Below are 16,234 nucleotides of genomic sequence, written 5' to 3'. Positions count from 1 at the left end.
CGTCCGTACAGCCCCGGACGTGCTGGCCGAAGCCCCAGGCCGTATCCGCCGCCTGACCGCCGACAAGGGCTACGACGCCGACTGGCTGCGCGCCGATCTGCGGGAGAAGGGCATCACYCCCGTCATTCCAGGCAAACGCAGCCGCAAACGCAAGATCCGCCACGACAAGCGCCGCTATCGCGAGCGCYGGCGCGTCGAGGCCACCTTCTGCCGCCTCAAAGACTTCCGTCGTATCGCCACCCGATACGACAAGCTGGCCCGCAACTATGCCTCCGCCGTCGCACTCGCTCAAAGACTTCCGTCGTATCGCCACCCGATACGACAAGCTGGCCCGCAACTATGCCTCCGCCGTCGCACTCGCCGCTGTCATCGCCTTCTGGTGCTGATTGAGTCCAGACCCTAGGCTGAGAGCAGGCGAATCCGCGCGCAGGATTGTTTGAGAGCGTGAGATCGGTCGCCGGCGATCCCGGCGAACTGTGACGTCGTGGCATCAAGGAGAAGCACACAGACAGTCTGAGCCATGACCTAGACTCGTAAGACGGGACGGTCCGTTTCGGGTGATGGATGTGCAAGAGGCCGATGCTTCGAGCCGCGCTTCCCCGGAGTTGTAGACGTCGGATAGGATTGCACCATGACCGCGCCCCACTCGGCAAAGCCCTCGACCGGCCCCATCATCCTGTTCGATGCCGAATGCGACCAGTGTTCGGCCAACGCCCAGTTTGTTCCGAAACGAGACCGCAACGCCGTGTTTCGACTTGCCTCCATGCAGGACGAGATCGGGCAATCCCTCTACCGCAGATACGGAATGGATCCGGGCGATCCCGCCGGCCCGCTCGTTGTGGAGGGAGACCGGACGCATCAAGACAGCGACGCCGTCCTCAAAATCTACGAAACGCTCGGCTTTCCCTGGGCGCGCGTCTGGGTGTTCCGGCTCGTACCCGTCGCGATACGCGACCCGGTCTATCGCGTTGTCGCCCGTCACTGGTAATCGTCTGTTTGGCCGACGGCACACGTGTTGGGCGGCCCCGAGGCAGTACAGGGACCGCATCCTATGAGACGACTCGTGTCCCTTGGTGCGGTGTAGCGTCGAGCGAGGCACCACGATCGCCGGTTTGGGCCGGGACGATCAGGCTGCCATTGCCGAACAGATGACGGAGCTAGACGAGCGCGCACCGCCAAACCGCTCGTCATCGACCGTCAGGAACGACCCCGATCCGTCTCGGCTCATCCATATGGTCGGCCAGGTTCAGGAGGGCTGCTCCTCGCCGACTCGCTCTTCCTCCTCGGTGAGAGGGGGTGTTTCGTCGGCATCGTCTCCGACCAGCTCATCGAGTTCGTCGATGAGGTCGTTCACCTGATCTTCCGTGGCGAGGATGCGGAAGATCTCGCCGTCCACGGTTTCGATGGTCAGGCGATAGCCTCCGTCCGTCTCGTCGGTGAGGACGCGGGCCAGCTTCTTCGTCGGTGTCATGCGGATTCCCTCTCGTGCGAACGGGTTCGGTCGTGGATCAGATCAGGTCGGAAAAGACGCGATCGGACCAGGCCGTGGAGGCGGCGGGGCGGGACGGGGCTTGCCCCGGTTCGGCGCGCGCGGGCTTTGCGCGCCTCGGGCCGGGCGTCGTCTTCGCCTGCCGCGCGGGCTTGTGAGGGCCGCCCACGGCGTCGTGTTCGAAGAGGAGGCAGGCTCCGTGCTCGTCCGAGATCCAGCCTCGGTCCGCCCAGCCGATGAAGCGGCCGTCATAGGCGTAGACCTTGTCGTCATGGATGAAGGCCGCGGCTCGGCCGTTCCAGAGGTAGAGGGAGTGCCCGTCGTGGCAGTACGCCGCCTCGCTGCCCTGTCTGTCGAAGAACTCGATCATGGACGGCTCAAGCCCCGATCTGGCTGTTGTGCAGCGTGCGGAGCTCGACATAGCTCATGGTCTCGCTGCTCCAGGTCGGTCCGTCGGAATCGTGCAGGCGTTTTGCGAGCGGCTTGTGCTTGTCACCCTGATAGAACCCCATGATGACGGTTTGGCCGTCGGTATCCTCGGCCTCGATCCGGTAGGCCGGCTGGGTGCCCGATCCGAGCCGGCTGAGGCGAACGCGCAGGGTCGGATTGCGGGTCTGGTCGGGGACCATGTTGAGATAGACGCCCTTCAGATATTCGAGGCGGTCCGCTCTCCGTCCGGCGAGATCCGCGATGGAGACGTTCTCAGCGAGCATGTCGGGCTTGTTCATGATGGATCTGCTTTCCGGTGAATGGGATGGGGGGCGGGCCACTCGCATAGACAGGGCGCATCGACCTGCGATGTTCCATGCGGCGACCGAAGCGTTCTCGGGTTTGGGCTGGGCCTTCGTCGGCGTGCTCGCCCCCTGAGGCCGGATTGGGGGGCACGACGACACCGCGATCCACAGCATCGCTTGCTGCGTGCGGCGGCGGATAGTCGATGGGGGATGCGTCAGTGCAAGGTCGGCGACGGTTCGAGGAACGCGCGCATGCCGTCACCGTCCTCGATGGCCTCGATGAAGGCGTCGAGGGCGTCTTCGTCGGAGGCGAAGGTGGTGTCCCAGACGGTGGACCACCCGGTCTGATCGATGACTTCGAGCGTCCACGGGTCCTGCGTGCCAGCGAAGCGATAGACGTTCACCGTAACCGTGATGCCGTTCTGCGTCGCCCGTCCGGTCAGGTCCGAGAATTCCATAGCTGGCATCTCGTGGGTCATGGGGTGTTTCTCTCGAATGACGAGTTCACCGCAGAGACCCGAACGTGTCCCTATCTCATGAGCCGATTTGTCAATTCTAGCAGAGTTCTTGCCGGAACGGTTCCGAAAACTTTGAAACTGCTGGGCATCGAACCCAAGCGAGTACGAAAAAGGCGGCATCCCCGCAGGAATGCCGCCCCTTCGTGCCGCTCTTTCGAGCGATCGACTTAGTTGCAGTCGACTTAGTTGAAGGTGTCGATCTCAGCCGACTCGTAGCTGGTGACTTCCATGCCGACGCACACTTCCTGAACGATGGGGGCAGACCACGTCATGACGTTTCTCCTGGTTGGTGGTTATGAGGCTTGGTGACACGGGCCCGTGAGGGCGCCGATCCCTTAGTTGAAGGGATCGATTTCCGCCGACTCGTAGCTGGTGACTTCCATGCCGACGCAAACTTCCTGAACAACGGGGGCAGACCATTTCATGGCAAAACTCCTTCGTGTCCGACGCCCTCAAGATAGGTGATACATTGGGCGCAATACAAGCGGGCACGAGACTTATATTTTTCATATGATGCATCGTCCGGGCCGAATTTGCCCCGATATGCGGACAATTTTCCTCTATTAGGGAACTATGATGCAGGATTGTGCGCCGTCAGTGCCGGATCCCGGCCGCGTCGCTGCCCGTTCCGAACGTGGGAACGAAGACTCCCGCGGCTGTGGCGCGCGTCCCGCCGACAGGTCTGAAAGACAGGAGGAAATTCATCTTGACGCGCCCCGTGGCGGAGCGCATGGGGGCGCCGCCGACAGCTTCCCCTCCGCGATCCGCATGTGCGGATCGCAGGTGGACGCCTTGGAGCCCGAATTCCCCATCCATGCCCAGCGACAGTCCCACCGATCCAGCCCGCCCGGCCGATATCGTTCTGACCGCCTGAGGACCTGACGGGTTCACACGCGGCTCACCGCGATCCGGCCGAACACGGCCCGATCGCCACCCTCCCGCGAGGTGAGCCCATGAACCCGATCGCCACCTTTCCCACCAAGATCGATCCCTCCGTGCTGGCCGCCCGCCTGTCGGACGAACGCGCGCCCGACATCGTCGAGGCGCTGAACGAGGAGGCGCCCGAGGTCGCCGCCGCGATTCTGCTCGGGCTGCCCCACGACCGGGCGGTGGAGGTGCTCGACCAGCCGGAACTCGACCTGGCCGCCGACATCATCGAGATGCTGCCGCGCGACCGGGTGGCCTCCTACCTGTCCGGCATGTCGGCGGACCGGGTGACGGACGTGTTCCGCGAGATCGAGGAGCCGGGCCGCTCCGATCTGAGGGCGCGGCTCGATGCGGAGACCCGTGGGACGATCGACCGGCTCAGCGCCTATGGCGAGGAGAGCGTGGGCTCGCTGATGACCACGGAATTTGTCACCGTGCCGGGCAACTGGACGGTGCAGCAGACCCTCGACCATGTCCGCACCGTCGAGAAGACCCGCGAGACGATCTACGCGATCTTCGTCCTCGACCCGCGCACCCAGGCGCTGACGAAGGCCGTGCCCCTGCGTCGGCTGATCTCCGGCAATCCTGGCGACAACGTCCTCAGCGTCGCCGCCGGCCGGCGGCCGCTCGCCGTCTCGCCCACCGCCAGCCGTGAGGAGGCCGCGCGGCTGATCTCGAAATACGACCTGCTGGCCCTGCCGGTGGTGGATGCGGTGGGCCACCTCATCGGCATCGTCACGGTGGACGACATGATCGACGCCATGGTCGAGAAGCAGACGCAGGACGTGCAACGTTTCGGCGGCATGGAGGCCCTGCCCGAGCCTTACATGGATATCGGCTTCGGCACGATGATCCGGAAGCGCGCCGGCTGGCTCTGCGCCCTGTTCCTTGGCGAGATGATGACCGCCACGGCGATGCAGGGGTTCGAGGGGCAGCTGGAGAAGGCCATCGTCCTCACCCTGTTCATCCCGCTCATCATGAGTTCGGGCGGCAATTCGGGCAGTCAGGCGACCTCGCTCCTCATCCGCGCGCTCGCGCTCCACGAGGTCCGCCTGCGCGACTGGTGGCGGGTGGCCCTGCGGGAGGTGCCCACCGGGTTGCTGCTGGGCGCCATCCTGGGGGCTATCGGGATCGTCCGCATCGTCGTCTGGCAGAAGGCGGGGCTCTACGATTACGGCGAGCACTGGATGCTGGTGGCGGCGACGGTGGGGGCCGCCCTGGTCGGTATCGTCACCTTCGGTTCGCTGACGGGGTCGATGCTACCCTTCGTGCTCCAGCGCCTCGGCTTCGATCCGGCGACGGCCTCGGCACCCTTCGTGGCGACGCTCGTCGATGTGACCGGCCTCGTCATCTACTTCTCGGTGGCGATGCTGATCCTGCGCGGCACGCTGCTCTGACCCTCGTCGATCCTCCCGGGCGGGCTGCGCCCGGGAGGAGACGACGCCTTACGCCGGTACGCGGCCGTCGGGGGTGTAGCGGTCGACGGCCTGCGGCAGCTCCCGCGACAGGCGGGACAGCAATTCCTCGCGGGTCAGTCCCGTCTGCTGGGCGAGGGTCGACAGGATGTCCGGGCCGATGGCCTTTTCGAGGTTCTGCGGCGCGATCTCCTGATTCGGGCCCTGGTTGACCCAGGAGGACGCCGTCTCGCCGTGGCCGTTCTGGGTGAAGCGCTCGATGAGCTCGCTCAAGCCCCCACCGAGGAGACCGCCGGCTCCCGCGCCCCCGAGGGCGCCTCCCAGCTGGCCGAGGATGCCACCGAGTCCGCCCTGGTTGACGGTCGCGGCTCCCGGCGTTCCCGGAGCCGTCGTCTTGTTCGTAGCACCGCCCAGGAATTCGGCGATCTTGTCCCTGTTCTGGTAACCCGCTACGGCGAGCAGACCCAGCAGGGCGGTCATGGACGGATATCCGCGGCTCATGCGCTGTCTCCCTTGAGGTTCGCCGCCGGCTCATCGGCGAGGCGACGCTCACTCAACGTGCCTATGGCGCGGCGGGATGCATCGGGCCGCCGGACTGCCCAGGATCGAGGCGCCATGGCGCGCCGCACACAAAACTTGTCCGCCCGGCGGTTGTCGACCGTGACCCGTGCATTACGTCGCAAGCGAAGCTGTATGGCGAGGGAACCAGACCCTCGCGGACGGCCTTCTCCCCCGTGGCCGGTGCGACCCGGCCGCGAGGTTTCCCGATGAGCGAGATGGCGGTCTGATGCGGCGCACACACGACATGAACTTCGGTGCCGCGATCGCGGCGGACGGCGTGCGCTTCGCCCTCTGGGCACCCACGGCCAAGGACGTGGCCCTCGTGGTCGACGGGGCCGAGCATCCCATCCCCGAGGCCGGCGAAGGCTGGCGCCGCACCACCGTGCCGAACGTCCGTCCGGGCGCCCGCTACGGTTTTCGCATCGACGGCGACCTCGTCGTGCCCGACCCGGCCTCGCGCTTCCAGCCCGACGACGTGTCGGGCCTCAGCGAGGTCATCGATCCGAAGGCGTTCGACTGGAGCGACGGCGAATGGACGGGCCGCCCCTGGGAAGAGGCCGTCCTCTACGAGCTGCATGTGGGCACCGCCACGCCGGAGGGGACCTATGCCACTCTGGAGGCCAAGCTCGAAGACCTGACCCATCTCGGGGTCACCGCCATCGAGCTTCTGCCGCTGGCCGACTTCAAGGGCACCCGCAACTGGGGCTATGACGGCGTGCTGCCCTATGCGCCGGATGCCGTCTATGGACGGCCGGACGAGCTCAAGCACCTGATCGACAAGGCGCATTCGCTTGGCCTGATGGTCTTCCTCGACGCGGTCTACAACCATTTCGGCCCGGCCGGGAATTACCTCCACGCCTATGCCAAGACCTTCTTCACCGAGCGTCATCAGACGCCCTGGGGGGCGGGCATCAATTTCGACGGCGAGACCAGCGGCAAGGTCGTGCGCGACTACTTCATCGAGAACGCGCTCTACTGGCTGGAGGAATACCATTTCGACGGTATCCGCTTCGACGCGGTCCACGCCATCCTGGACGATTCGCCCAAGCACTTCATCGGCGAGCTCGCGGAGACCATCCGTACGCGGCTACCCGGACGGCACATCCATCTCGTCCTCGAGAACGAGGCTAACCAGGCCCGTTGGCTCGAGCGCGACGATCACGCCCAGCCGGTCCAGCACACGGCGCAATGGGCAGACGACCTCCACCATTGCTGGCACGTGCTGCTGACCGGCGAGGACGCGGGCTATTACGTCAGCTTCGCCGACAAGCCGGTGGACCACCTCGCCCGCTGCCTCGCGGAAGGCTTCGCCTATCAGGGCGAGCCGTTCCCGAGCCTCGACAACCACCCGCGCGGCGAGCCCTCGGCTCATCTGCCGCCCTCGGCCTTCGTCACCTTTCTCCAGAACCACGATCAGGTGGGAAACCGGGCGCTGGGCGAGCGGCTGAGCGCGCTGAGCGACCCGGACAAGCTCAGCCTGGCGCGAGCCGGCCTGCTCCTTGCTCCGCAGATTCCGATGCTGTGGATGGGCGAGGAATGGTCGGCCACGGCACCGTTCCTGTTCTTCGTCGATTTCGCGCCGGACGAGGAGCTGAACAAGGCGGTGCGCGAGGGACGCCGGCGTGAATTCAAGAGTTTCGCCGCTTTCGCCGACGACACCTCGGTCATCCCCGATCCGACCGCCGAGCGGACCTTTGTCGATTCGAAGCTCGACTGGTCGGAGCCGGAGCGGCAGCCCCATCGGGGCGTGTGGGCCGACACCCGCAACTTGCTCCAGATCCGGCACCAATCCGTCGTGCCCCTGACGAAGACCCGCTATCTCGGGGCCGACGTGACCCGGCCGTCCCCGGATTCCCTCGACGTGACGTGGCGCTACGCGGGGGGCACCCTGCGCTTCGTCGCCAATTTCGGCGCGGATCCCCTCGCCGTAAATGCCAATGGAGGTCAGGTGATCTGGTCGAACGGTCATACGGGCAGCGAGATCGAGCTTCCCACCTGGACGGGCATCGTGCTGACGGGAGCCGCCCGATGAGCCGCGACCTCGAACGCTTGGCCGACCTCCTCGGCATCGCATCGGGCTATACCGACGCCTTCGGCCAGCCCGTGGCGACCGATATCGAGACCCGGCGCGGCATGGTCGCCGCCCTCGGCTTCCCGGCCGGCACCGACGACGAGATCGCGAAGAGCCTCGCGGAGGTGGAATCCGTGCGGCTCGGGCTCGTCCCGTCGCTGATTCCGGTGGAGGCGCGGCGCGCCTCGACGATCCCCGTTCAGGCCATTGACGCGCACGGCGCCGTGTCGTGGCGCGTCGTCGACGAGCGCGGCCTCGCGCGGGAGGGGAGGGCGTCGATCACGGGGGCGGGCGAACCCCGTATCGAGTTGCCGCCCCTGACGCCGGGCTACCACCGGCTCACCGTGGCGCTCGGCGAGCGGAAATCGGAAGCCTGGGTCATCTCCGCGCCGCAGCGCTGCTGGCGCCCCGCCGCCTATGCCGACGAGGGCGCACGGGATTGGGGCCTCGCTGCGCAGCTCTACGGCCTGCGCTCGCCGCACAATCTCGGCATCGGCAGCTACGCCGATGCGGGCCGCGCCGCGCGGGATGCCGGCATTCGCGGCGCCTCGTTCCTGGGCCTGAGCCCGGTCCACGCGCTGTTCGAATCGGACCGCAGCAAGATCTCGCCCTATTCGCCGTCCTCGCGCCTGTTCCTCGAGACGCTGTTCATCGAACCCGGCGCGTTGCCCGGTTTTGCCGGCTCGCGTGCCGCCGCCCTGCTGGCAGAGAAGGCCACCGACATCGCCGGTCTCCAGGCTGCGACGCTGGTTGACCATCCCGGCATCTGGGGCGTTCTGTCTCCCGTGCTGGAGGCGTTCTGGCAGGAATCCCAGGCTCGCGCGGGTGACGACGCCGCCTTCTCGGCCTTCCGGGATGAGGGCGGTGCGGATCTCGAAGCCCATGGGACGTTCGAGGCCCTGTCCGCCCATTACAAAGCGCTGGGCGCCCATTGGTCCGGCGACTGGCCGGAGGAGATGCGCCGCGCCGGGACGCCGGCCGTGGAGGCGTTCGCGCTGGCCCATGCGGAGGCCGTCACCTACCATATCTGGCTGCAATACCTCGCCGATCGCCAATTGGCCGATGCGTCGAAGGCGGCCCTCGAAAGCGGCATGCGCCTCGGCCTCTACCGCGACCTGGCGGTCGGTGCCGATCGGGGCGGGTCGGAGGTGTGGTCGCATCCCGAACGCTTCGCCAATGGCGTCTCCATCGGTGCGCCGCCCGATCTGCTGGCGCCCAAGGGCCAGGATTGGGGCCTGCCGGCCTTCCACCCGCTCGAAATGGAGCGCGACGGGCTCGCGGCGTTCCGCGCCCTGGTCCAGGCGAACATGCGCCATGCCGGCGCCATCCGCATCGACCATGCGTTCCAGCTTGCCCGCCTTTTCCTCATTCCAGTCACCGGATCGGCGAAGGACGGCGCCTATGTGGCCATGCCGTTCGAGCCCATGCTCGCGGTGCTGCGGCTGGAGAGCCATCGGGCGAAATGCCTCGTCATCGCCGAGGATCTCGGCACCGCGCCGGAGGGCTTCTCCGACGCGCTGATGCAAGCCGGTATCTTGAGCTACCGTATCCTCGCCTTCGAGCGCGAGCATGGCGGCCGCTTCAAGAGCCCCGGCGCCTATCCGCGCGATGCGCTGACCGCCATCACCACCCACGACCTGCCGACCTTCGTCGGCTGGTGGCGCGGCGTCGACACCGACACCCGCCAAGCGCTCGGCCTCTACGATGCCGAGCGGGCGGAAGCCGAGCGCCGGGAGCGTGTCACCGAGCGCTCCCGCCTCACCGAGGCTTTGGCATCCGAGCAGCTGCTGCCGAGCTACGACGTGCCCGAAGTGGCGCCGTTCGAAGCGGCGGCGCGCTACCTCGCCCGTGCTCCGTCCATGCTCACGGCGGTGCAGTATGAGGATGTCGTCTCGGAATTGAGCCAGGCCAACGTGCCGGGCTCCACCGAGGGCTACCCAAACTGGCGGCGCAAGCTCGACCGCAGCCTGGAGGCCATCGCGGCGCCGGGCGGTCCCCTGGCGAAGCTCGCCGCCGCCCTCTCGGCCGAGGAACGCGGTCCCCGTTCGGGGGCGGCGCGCCTCGCCTCGACGCCGCCGCGCGCCACCTACCGGCTGCAGTTCCACAAGGACTTCACCTTCGCCGATGCCGAGCGGATCGTGCCGTATCTGGCGAGGCTCGGCATCAGCCACGTCTATGCCTCGCCGATCCAGAAGGCGCGGCCGGGTTCGACCCATGGCTACGACATCGTCGACCATTCGACGATCAACCCGGAACTCGGCGGCGAGGAGGGCTTCGTCCGCTTCTCCGACGTGATGCAGCGGCACGGCCTGAAGCTGCTCCTCGACATCGTGCCCAACCATATGGGCGTCGGTGGAGCGGACAATCCGTGGTGGCTTTCCGTTCTCGAATGGGGCGATCTCTCTCCCCTCGCGCATGCCTTCGACATCGACTGGCAGCGCCAGGGCGCCCGCAACAACCTCGTCATCCCGTTCCTGGGCGACCGTTACGGTGAGGCCCTCGAACACGGCACTCTCGACCTGAAGTACGACCCGGCGGCGGGCGCCTTCAGCGTCTGGCATTACGAGCATCAGTTCCCGATTTGCCCGCTGCAATATCCCTCGATCCTCAACCGCGCCCTGGCGGCGCATGGCGAGATCGGCGACGACGCGGCGGCCGAAGTTCTGGCCGTCTCCGAGCGCCTGCGTCTCATGAGCGAGGAGACGAATGCGGAGCGGCGCCGGGGCTTCCCGGAGGAGGCCGACGGCCTCAAGCGCCGGCTCGCCGACGCGGTGGAGGCCTCGCCGGCCATCGCCAAGGCCATCGACCGGACCCTAACCCTGCTCAACGGTTTCGAGGGAAGACCCGACAGTTTCGGGCCGCTCCACCGGCTCCTCGAGCAGCAATCCTACCGCCTCGCCCATTGGCGGGTGGCGGCGAGCGACATCAACTACCGCCGCTTCTTCGACGTGAACGGCCTCGCGGGCCTGCGCGTGGAGAAATCCGACATCTTCCACCGCTCGCACGAGACGGTGTTCCGCCTCATTGCCGAGGGGCGGATCGACGGGCTGCGCATCGACCATATCGACGGTCTGGCCGACCCGCAGGGTTATGCCCGCGCCCTGCAGAGCGCGGTGGGGCCTGGCTTCTATGTCGTGGTCGAGAAGATCCTTGAACCCGGCGAGAAGCTGCGGCCCTGGCCCGTCGCCGGGACCACAGGCTACGACGTACTGAACCAGCTCGACGGCATCCTGGTGGATCAGGAGAAGCACACGCGGATCACCCGGTTCTATCGCTGGGCCACCGGCATGGACGAGCCCTACAAGGCGCAGCTCCGGGCGGCCAAGGCCGAGATCCTCGAGATCAGCTTCGCCAGCGAGCTCGAAGTGCTCACCGCCGACCTGAAGCGGATCGCCGATGCCGACCGGCGCACGCGCGACTTCTCGGTCAATGCCATCCGCCGCGCGCTGATCGAGATCATCGCGCGCTTCCCCACCTACCGCTCCTACCTGGCGAGTGATCTCGACGAGAGCGACGTCGAGGACGAGGACGTCCGCCTCATCGAGGGCGCGGTGGCCAAGGCCAAGCGCTGGAGCGCCCTGCCGGACAGGTCGGTCCACGATTTCGCCTCGAAGGCCCTCCTTGGGCGGATCGATGCCGGCGGGCCGGGGCGTCCCGATCCCGCCGTCATCCTGCGGTTCCGCCGACGGTTCCAGCAGCTGACCGGTCCGGTCATGGCGAAAAGCCTGGAAGACACGCTGTTCTACCGGTTCTCGGAACTCCTCGCCCTCAACGAGGTCGGCGGCGATCCGGGGGAATACGGGATTGATTTGGAGCATTTCCACGCGCTCCAGGCGGCGCGGGCGCGCGACTGGCCGAACGCCATGATCACCACGGCGACCCACGACACCAAGCGCGGCGAGGACGCCCGCTCGCGCCTGCTGGCCCTGTCCGAGATCCCGGAGGTCTGGGCGGAGGCCTGGACCATCCTCGGCCAGTCGGCCCGCACCCACCTCACCGCCATGGAGGAGGGCCCGGCGCCCGACGCCAACGACCAGTGGATGTTCCTCCAGGCCATCCTCGGCGCCTGGCCCCTCGAATTGCTGGATGGGGACGACAAGGCCGCCATCGCGGAATTCCGCGACCGTCTCGACGCCTATTCCGAAAAGGCCCTGCGCGAGGGCAAGCGCCGGTCGAGCTGGGTCAATGTGGACGAGCGGTACGAGGCCGCGGTCAAGCGTCTGTTCGCCGGCCTGATCGCGCCGGGCTCGAAGTTCATGACGCTGATGCGTCCGATCGCGCGGCGGCTCGCCCATCTCGGCATGATCGCCGGCCTCGGCCGGACGGTGCTGAAGGCGACCCTGCCGGGGCTCCCCGACGTCTACCAGGGCACCGAGTTCTGGGACTTCTCCTTCGTCGATCCCGACAACCGCCGCCCGGTGGATTACGCGGCGCGGGAGGAGGCCTTGAGCAACACGGCTGATCTGCCGGCCTTGCTCGACCATTGGCCGGACGGACGGGTGAAGCAGGCAACGCTCGCGCGTCTCCTCGCCGACCGGGCGGAGCGACCCAGCTTCTACGCCGATGCGGACCATATCGCGGTGACGGCCGAGGGCAGGCTCGGCACCCATGTCATCGCATTCACACGCTCCGATGCCACAAGCGGGGAGGGCGATCTCCTCGTCGCCGTTCCGCGCCTCGTCTCCGGCCTCGTCGGCGACGCGACGTGGTCGGGGGAGGCCTTTGCCGGCACCACTTTGCCGGTGGCAGAGGAGAGCCGCTGGATCGACCTGATGACGGGCGGCGACGTCCAGCCGGAGGGAACTTCGATCGATCTCGGCCGGTTGTTCGCGCGTTTGCCCTACGCGGTCCTGAAGCGGATCGCCTGAGTCCCGCACGCGGGACGGCTGCCAAATCATGAAGGGCGATCCTCGCAAGGGATCGCCCGTCCCCGCCTCGTCCGCCCCTGCGTGGGAGGCCTCCCACGGGAGAGGGGGAAACGCCAAATCAGAACGGAGTACGCATGAACGCGCCGAGCCCAGCCAAGATCTCCGCCGCGCGGACCGAAGCCGGAACCGTGGCGCTGCCTGCGGGCCTCGCCCCCCGCGCCGAGGGGCCGCGCATTTACAACCTGTTCCCCCTCCTCGTCGGAAAGGTCTCGGCCTGGACGGCGGAGCTTCCGCGCATCGCCGGGATGGGGTTCGACTGGATCTACCTGAACCCGTTCCACCAGACCGGCGGCTCGCGCAGCCTCTACGCGGTCTCCGATCCGGACCGTCTCGACGAGCGGTTCCGCGACGATGATGGCACCTCGGACGACGAGCAAATCCGCCGCTTCTGCGCCGCCGCCGCCGCGCACGGCATCGGCGTGATGACCGACCTCGTCATCAACCACACCGCCAAGGACGGCCCCCTCGCGCGGGAGCGGCCGGACCTGTTCCTGCGCGACGAGGCCGGCAACATCGAGAGCCCGGCCGCCGTCGACCCGGACGATCCGTCGATCCGCACGGTCTGGGGCGATCTCGCCGAGCTGAACTACCATTCGGCCGATGCTAGGGAAGAACTGACCCAGCTCTGGGCCGGCTACATCAACCGGATGCAGGATCTCGGTGTCGGCGGGTTCCGCTGCGACGCCGCCTACAAGGTGCCGCCGGATGTCTGGCGCGGCCTGATCGGCGCGGCCAAGGCCCTGGAGCCCGACTGCCTGTTCGCCGCCGAGACCCTGGGCTGCACCTTCGAGGAGGCCCAGGCCACGGCGGGTGCCGGCTTCGACTACCTGTTCAATTCCTTCGCCTGGTGGGACCTCAAGGCGCCGTGGGCGCTCGAGCAGTACGACCGCCTGCGCGTGATCGCCCCCTCCATCGCCTTCCCCGAGAACCACGACATGCCCCGCCTCGCCGCCGGCCTCGGCGGTGGGGCCGAGGCGGTGGCGCGGCACCTGAAGGCGCGCTACGCCCTGGCCGCGTTCTTCTCGGCCGGCGTGCTCCTGCCCATCGGCTACGAATGGGGCTACCGCCGCGCCCTGCACGTGGTCGAGACCACGCCGGATTCCCGCGAGACCGACACCGGCATCGATATCTCGGGATATGTGGCTGCCATCAATGCCCTGAAGGCCAGCCTCGCCTCCGCCAATGTCGAGGGCGCGCAGACCCGAATCTCGTCGCCGGACGCGGATTACGTGGCGCTACTGAAATTCGACACCGGACACGGCGCGTCCGCGCGCCACGCCACCCTCGTCCTGTTCAATCCCGGCCCCACCGCGGTGGCGGTGGAGGCCGGGCCGCTGGTGGCGCGGACGGGCGGCATGCTCGACCGCTTCCAGGATGTCACCCCCGAGGCGGAGCCCATCGACTTCCTCCCCGGCACGAGCCTCGATCTCGCCCCCGGCGAGATCCGCATCCTCGCCGCCGAACGGCGTGTGGTGGCAAAGCCGCCGGCTCCCTCTACGCCGTCCGGCGAAGGCCGCGTCGTCATCGAGGCGGTCTCGCCCGAGATCGACGGGGGCCGTTCCCCGGTCAAGCGCGTGGTCGGCGAGCAGGTGGCGGTCTCCGCCGACATCTTCAGCGACGGCCACGAGATCATCGACGCCGCGATCCTGTCGCGCGTGGTCGGCGAGGAGGAGTGGCGCCGAGACCGCATGGTGTTCGTGGACAACGACCGCTGGAGCGGCTCCTTCCCCCTCGAACACAATGCCCGCTACGAGTTCACCATCGAGGCCTGGCGCGATGCCTTCTCGTCCTGGATCCGCGACACGCTGAAGAAGCGCGATGCGGGCGTCGACGTGCGCCTCGAGACCATCGAGGGCGTCACCTTCGTGCAGGGGGCGGCGGACCTCGCCACCGGGCCGGACAAGGCCCGGCTCCAGGCCATCGTGTCGGCTCTCGCGGCCGAGAAGACCGGATCGGCGGCGCAGCTCGACCTCATCCTCGCGCCCGAGACCGCGTCCCTGATCCGCAGGCATGCCGAGCGGGTCAACCGCTCGCGCTATCCGGTGAACGTGCCGGTGATCGCCGACCGTCTCGCCGCCCGGTTCTCCGCCTGGTACGAGATCTTCCCGCGCTCGCAATCCATGGACGTCAACCGCCACGGCACGTTCGACGACGTGATCCGGCGTCTACCCGAGATCCGCGAACTGGGCTTCGACGTGCTCTATTTCACGCCGATCCACCCGATCGGGAAGACCAACCGCAAGGGCAAGAACAACACCCTCACGGCGCTCGAAGGCGATGTCGGCTCGGTCTACGCGGTCGGCTCGGAGGCGGGCGGCCACGAAGCCGTCCATCCTGAACTCGGCACCCTCGACGATTTCCGCCGGCTGGTCGCCGCGAGCCACGCCTACGGCATGGAGATCGCCCTCGATTTCGCGATCCAGTGCTCGCCCGACCATCCCTGGATCAAGAACCACCCGGAATGGTTCGAGTGGCGCCCGGACGGCACGCTGAAATTCGCCGAAAACCCGCCGAAGAAGTACGAGGACATCTCCAACGTCCACTTCTATGGCGGCGCGCTGCCGTCGCTCTGGATCGAGCTGCGCGACATCGTCATGGGCTGGGCTGAACTCGGCGCCCGCATCTTCCGGGTCGACAACCCCCACACCAAGCCGATTCCGTTCTGGGAATGGATGATCGGGCAGGTGAACGCCCGCTATCCCGATGTGATCTTCCTCGCCGAGGCCTTCACCCGGCCGAAGATGATGAAGAAGCTCGCCAAGGCCGGTTACCAGCAGAGCTACACCTACTTCACTTGGCGCAACACGAAGCAGGAACTCATCGACTACTCCACCGAGCTCGCCGGCGAGATGGGGGAGTATTACCGGCCGAACTTCTTCGCCAACACGCCGGACATCAACCCGGTCTATCTCCAGACCAGCGGCCGCGCCGGCTTCATCGTGCGGGCGACGCTGGCCGCCACCCTGTCCTCGGTCTACGGTATCTATAACGGCTTCGAGATGTGCGAGGCGGCGCCGTATCCGGGCAAGGAAGAGTATCTCAACTCCGAGAAATACGAGCTGAAAGCCTGGGACTACCATGCGCCGGGCAACATCCGTTCGCATATCATCAAGCTCAACCGCATCCGGCAGGAAAACCCGGCGCTCTGGGACTTCCGCAACGTCACCTTCACGGGGGCCTATAACGACCAGATCGTCGCCTATGCCAAGACGACGCCGGAAGGCGACAACTGCATCTTCGTGATGGTCAATCTCGATCCGAAGAACCGCCAGGAATGCACTTACGAGGTGCCGCTCTGGCTCCTCGGAGAGCCCGATGACGGCGCCGTCGAGGTGGAGGACCTGCTGCTCGGCTATAAATTCGAGTTGCGCGGCAAGTCCCACCGCATCGCCCTCGATCCGGCGGAGCGCTCCGCGGTGATCTGGCGTCTGCGCGCGCCCCGCCGGGTTGCGGAGTAGCGGCCCGCGTGTCAGCACAAAACTTCGAGTTTTCAGCCGTCCGTCGCGTTGTCGCCCAGAAGATGGCGCCAAAGCTGCGGCCGACGCGGCTGGCACCGGTCGCTTCCGCGAACGGTGCCGCTGTGACGCCGAA

At 67.2% G+C, this 16,234-nt stretch carries 11 protein-coding genes and 3 pseudogenes; 7 read left to right on the top strand and 7 right to left on the bottom strand.

The features are described from left to right. The 3 pseudogenes from ASF26_RS04355 to ASF26_RS04350 form a co-directional block, all read left to right on the top strand. Window positions 1-289: pseudogene (locus ASF26_RS04355) on the top strand (transposase); the annotation flags it as partial. Further along, window positions 288-386: pseudogene (locus ASF26_RS23320) on the top strand (IS5/IS1182 family transposase); the annotation flags it as partial. The pseudogenes ASF26_RS04355 and ASF26_RS23320, both read left to right, overlap by 2 nt. 245 nt (window positions 387-631) lie before the next feature. After that, a pseudogene (locus tag ASF26_RS04350) lies at window positions 632-1,055 on the top strand (DCC1-like thiol-disulfide oxidoreductase family protein). 191 nt (window positions 1,056-1,246) lie between these two features. Here ASF26_RS04350 and ASF26_RS04345 read toward each other — a convergent pair. The 6 genes from ASF26_RS04345 to pqqA (ASF26_RS04320) all read right to left on the bottom strand — a co-directional run bounded on the left by ASF26_RS04345 (window position 1,247) and on the right by pqqA (ASF26_RS04320) (window position 3,166). Then, window positions 1,247-1,471 (bottom strand): hypothetical protein, encoded by a 225-nt coding sequence (locus tag ASF26_RS04345; RefSeq protein ID WP_056250149.1) that lies wholly within the window; start codon window positions 1,469-1,471, stop codon window positions 1,247-1,249. Window positions 1,472-1,508: 37 nt separating this feature from the next. Further along, a complete protein-coding gene (locus ASF26_RS04340) occupies window positions 1,509-1,859 on the bottom strand; it encodes a 4-fold beta flower protein (RefSeq protein ID WP_056250147.1) in 351 nt (116 codons plus the stop codon). A gap of 7 nt (window positions 1,860-1,866) precedes the next feature. Beyond that, complete coding sequence (locus ASF26_RS04335; RefSeq protein ID WP_244475821.1) at window positions 1,867-2,217, bottom strand: hypothetical protein; 351 nt, start codon at window positions 2,215-2,217, stop codon at window positions 1,867-1,869. Window positions 2,218-2,438: 221 nt separating this feature from the next. After that, entirely contained in the window at window positions 2,439-2,702 is a 264-nt protein-coding gene (locus ASF26_RS04330; RefSeq protein WP_244475820.1) for a hypothetical protein, read from the bottom strand. 221 nt (window positions 2,703-2,923) lie between these two features. Continuing rightward, entirely contained in the window at window positions 2,924-3,013 is a 90-nt protein-coding gene (gene pqqA / locus ASF26_RS04325) for a pyrroloquinoline quinone precursor peptide PqqA (protein ID WP_018042171.1), read from the bottom strand. Window positions 3,014-3,076: 63 nt separating this feature from the next. After that, window positions 3,077-3,166: a pyrroloquinoline quinone precursor peptide PqqA gene (pqqA, locus tag ASF26_RS04320; protein WP_019902976.1), complete on the bottom strand. Its 90-nt coding sequence runs from the start codon at window positions 3,164-3,166 to the stop codon at window positions 3,077-3,079. A gap of 528 nt (window positions 3,167-3,694) precedes the next feature. Between pqqA (ASF26_RS04320) and mgtE the strand changes: the two genes are divergently transcribed. Next, on the top strand, window positions 3,695-5,065 hold the full coding sequence (gene mgtE / locus ASF26_RS04310) for a magnesium transporter (RefSeq protein WP_056250140.1): 1,371 nt from the start codon (window positions 3,695-3,697) through the stop codon (window positions 5,063-5,065). A gap of 48 nt (window positions 5,066-5,113) precedes the next feature. Here the strand turns inward: mgtE and ASF26_RS04305 are convergent, their stop codons facing one another. After that, window positions 5,114-5,584, bottom strand: coding sequence for a YidB family protein (locus ASF26_RS04305; protein WP_056250138.1), 471 nt, complete (start codon window positions 5,582-5,584; stop codon window positions 5,114-5,116). A gap of 286 nt (window positions 5,585-5,870) precedes the next feature. On the opposite strand from ASF26_RS04305, the gene treZ reads away from it, so the two are divergent. The 3 genes from treZ to ASF26_RS04290 all read left to right on the top strand — a co-directional run bounded on the left by treZ (window position 5,871) and on the right by ASF26_RS04290 (window position 16,101). Then, window positions 5,871-7,676 carry a malto-oligosyltrehalose trehalohydrolase gene (gene treZ, locus ASF26_RS04300; protein WP_056250136.1) on the top strand — a complete coding sequence of 602 codons (1,806 nt, stop codon included), beginning with the start codon at window positions 5,871-5,873 and terminating at the stop codon, window positions 7,674-7,676. Continuing rightward, the gene (locus ASF26_RS04295) at window positions 7,673-12,583 is read left to right on the top strand and encodes a malto-oligosyltrehalose synthase (protein WP_056250133.1); all 4,911 of its coding nucleotides are present in this window, start codon (window positions 7,673-7,675) and stop codon (window positions 12,581-12,583) included. Before treZ ends, ASF26_RS04295 begins: the two co-directional genes overlap by 4 nt. Window positions 12,584-12,717: 134 nt before the next feature. Beyond that, window positions 12,718-16,101, top strand: coding sequence for a maltotransferase domain-containing protein (locus tag ASF26_RS04290; RefSeq protein WP_056250130.1), 3,384 nt, complete (start codon window positions 12,718-12,720; stop codon window positions 16,099-16,101). Window positions 16,102-16,234: the final 133 nt, after the last annotated feature.

This window comes from Methylobacterium sp. Leaf93 (assembly GCF_001422345.1).
Taxonomy (GTDB): Bacteria; Pseudomonadota; Alphaproteobacteria; order Rhizobiales; family Beijerinckiaceae; genus Methylobacterium; species Methylobacterium bullatum.
This window is presented reverse-complemented; position numbering and strand designations above follow the sequence as displayed.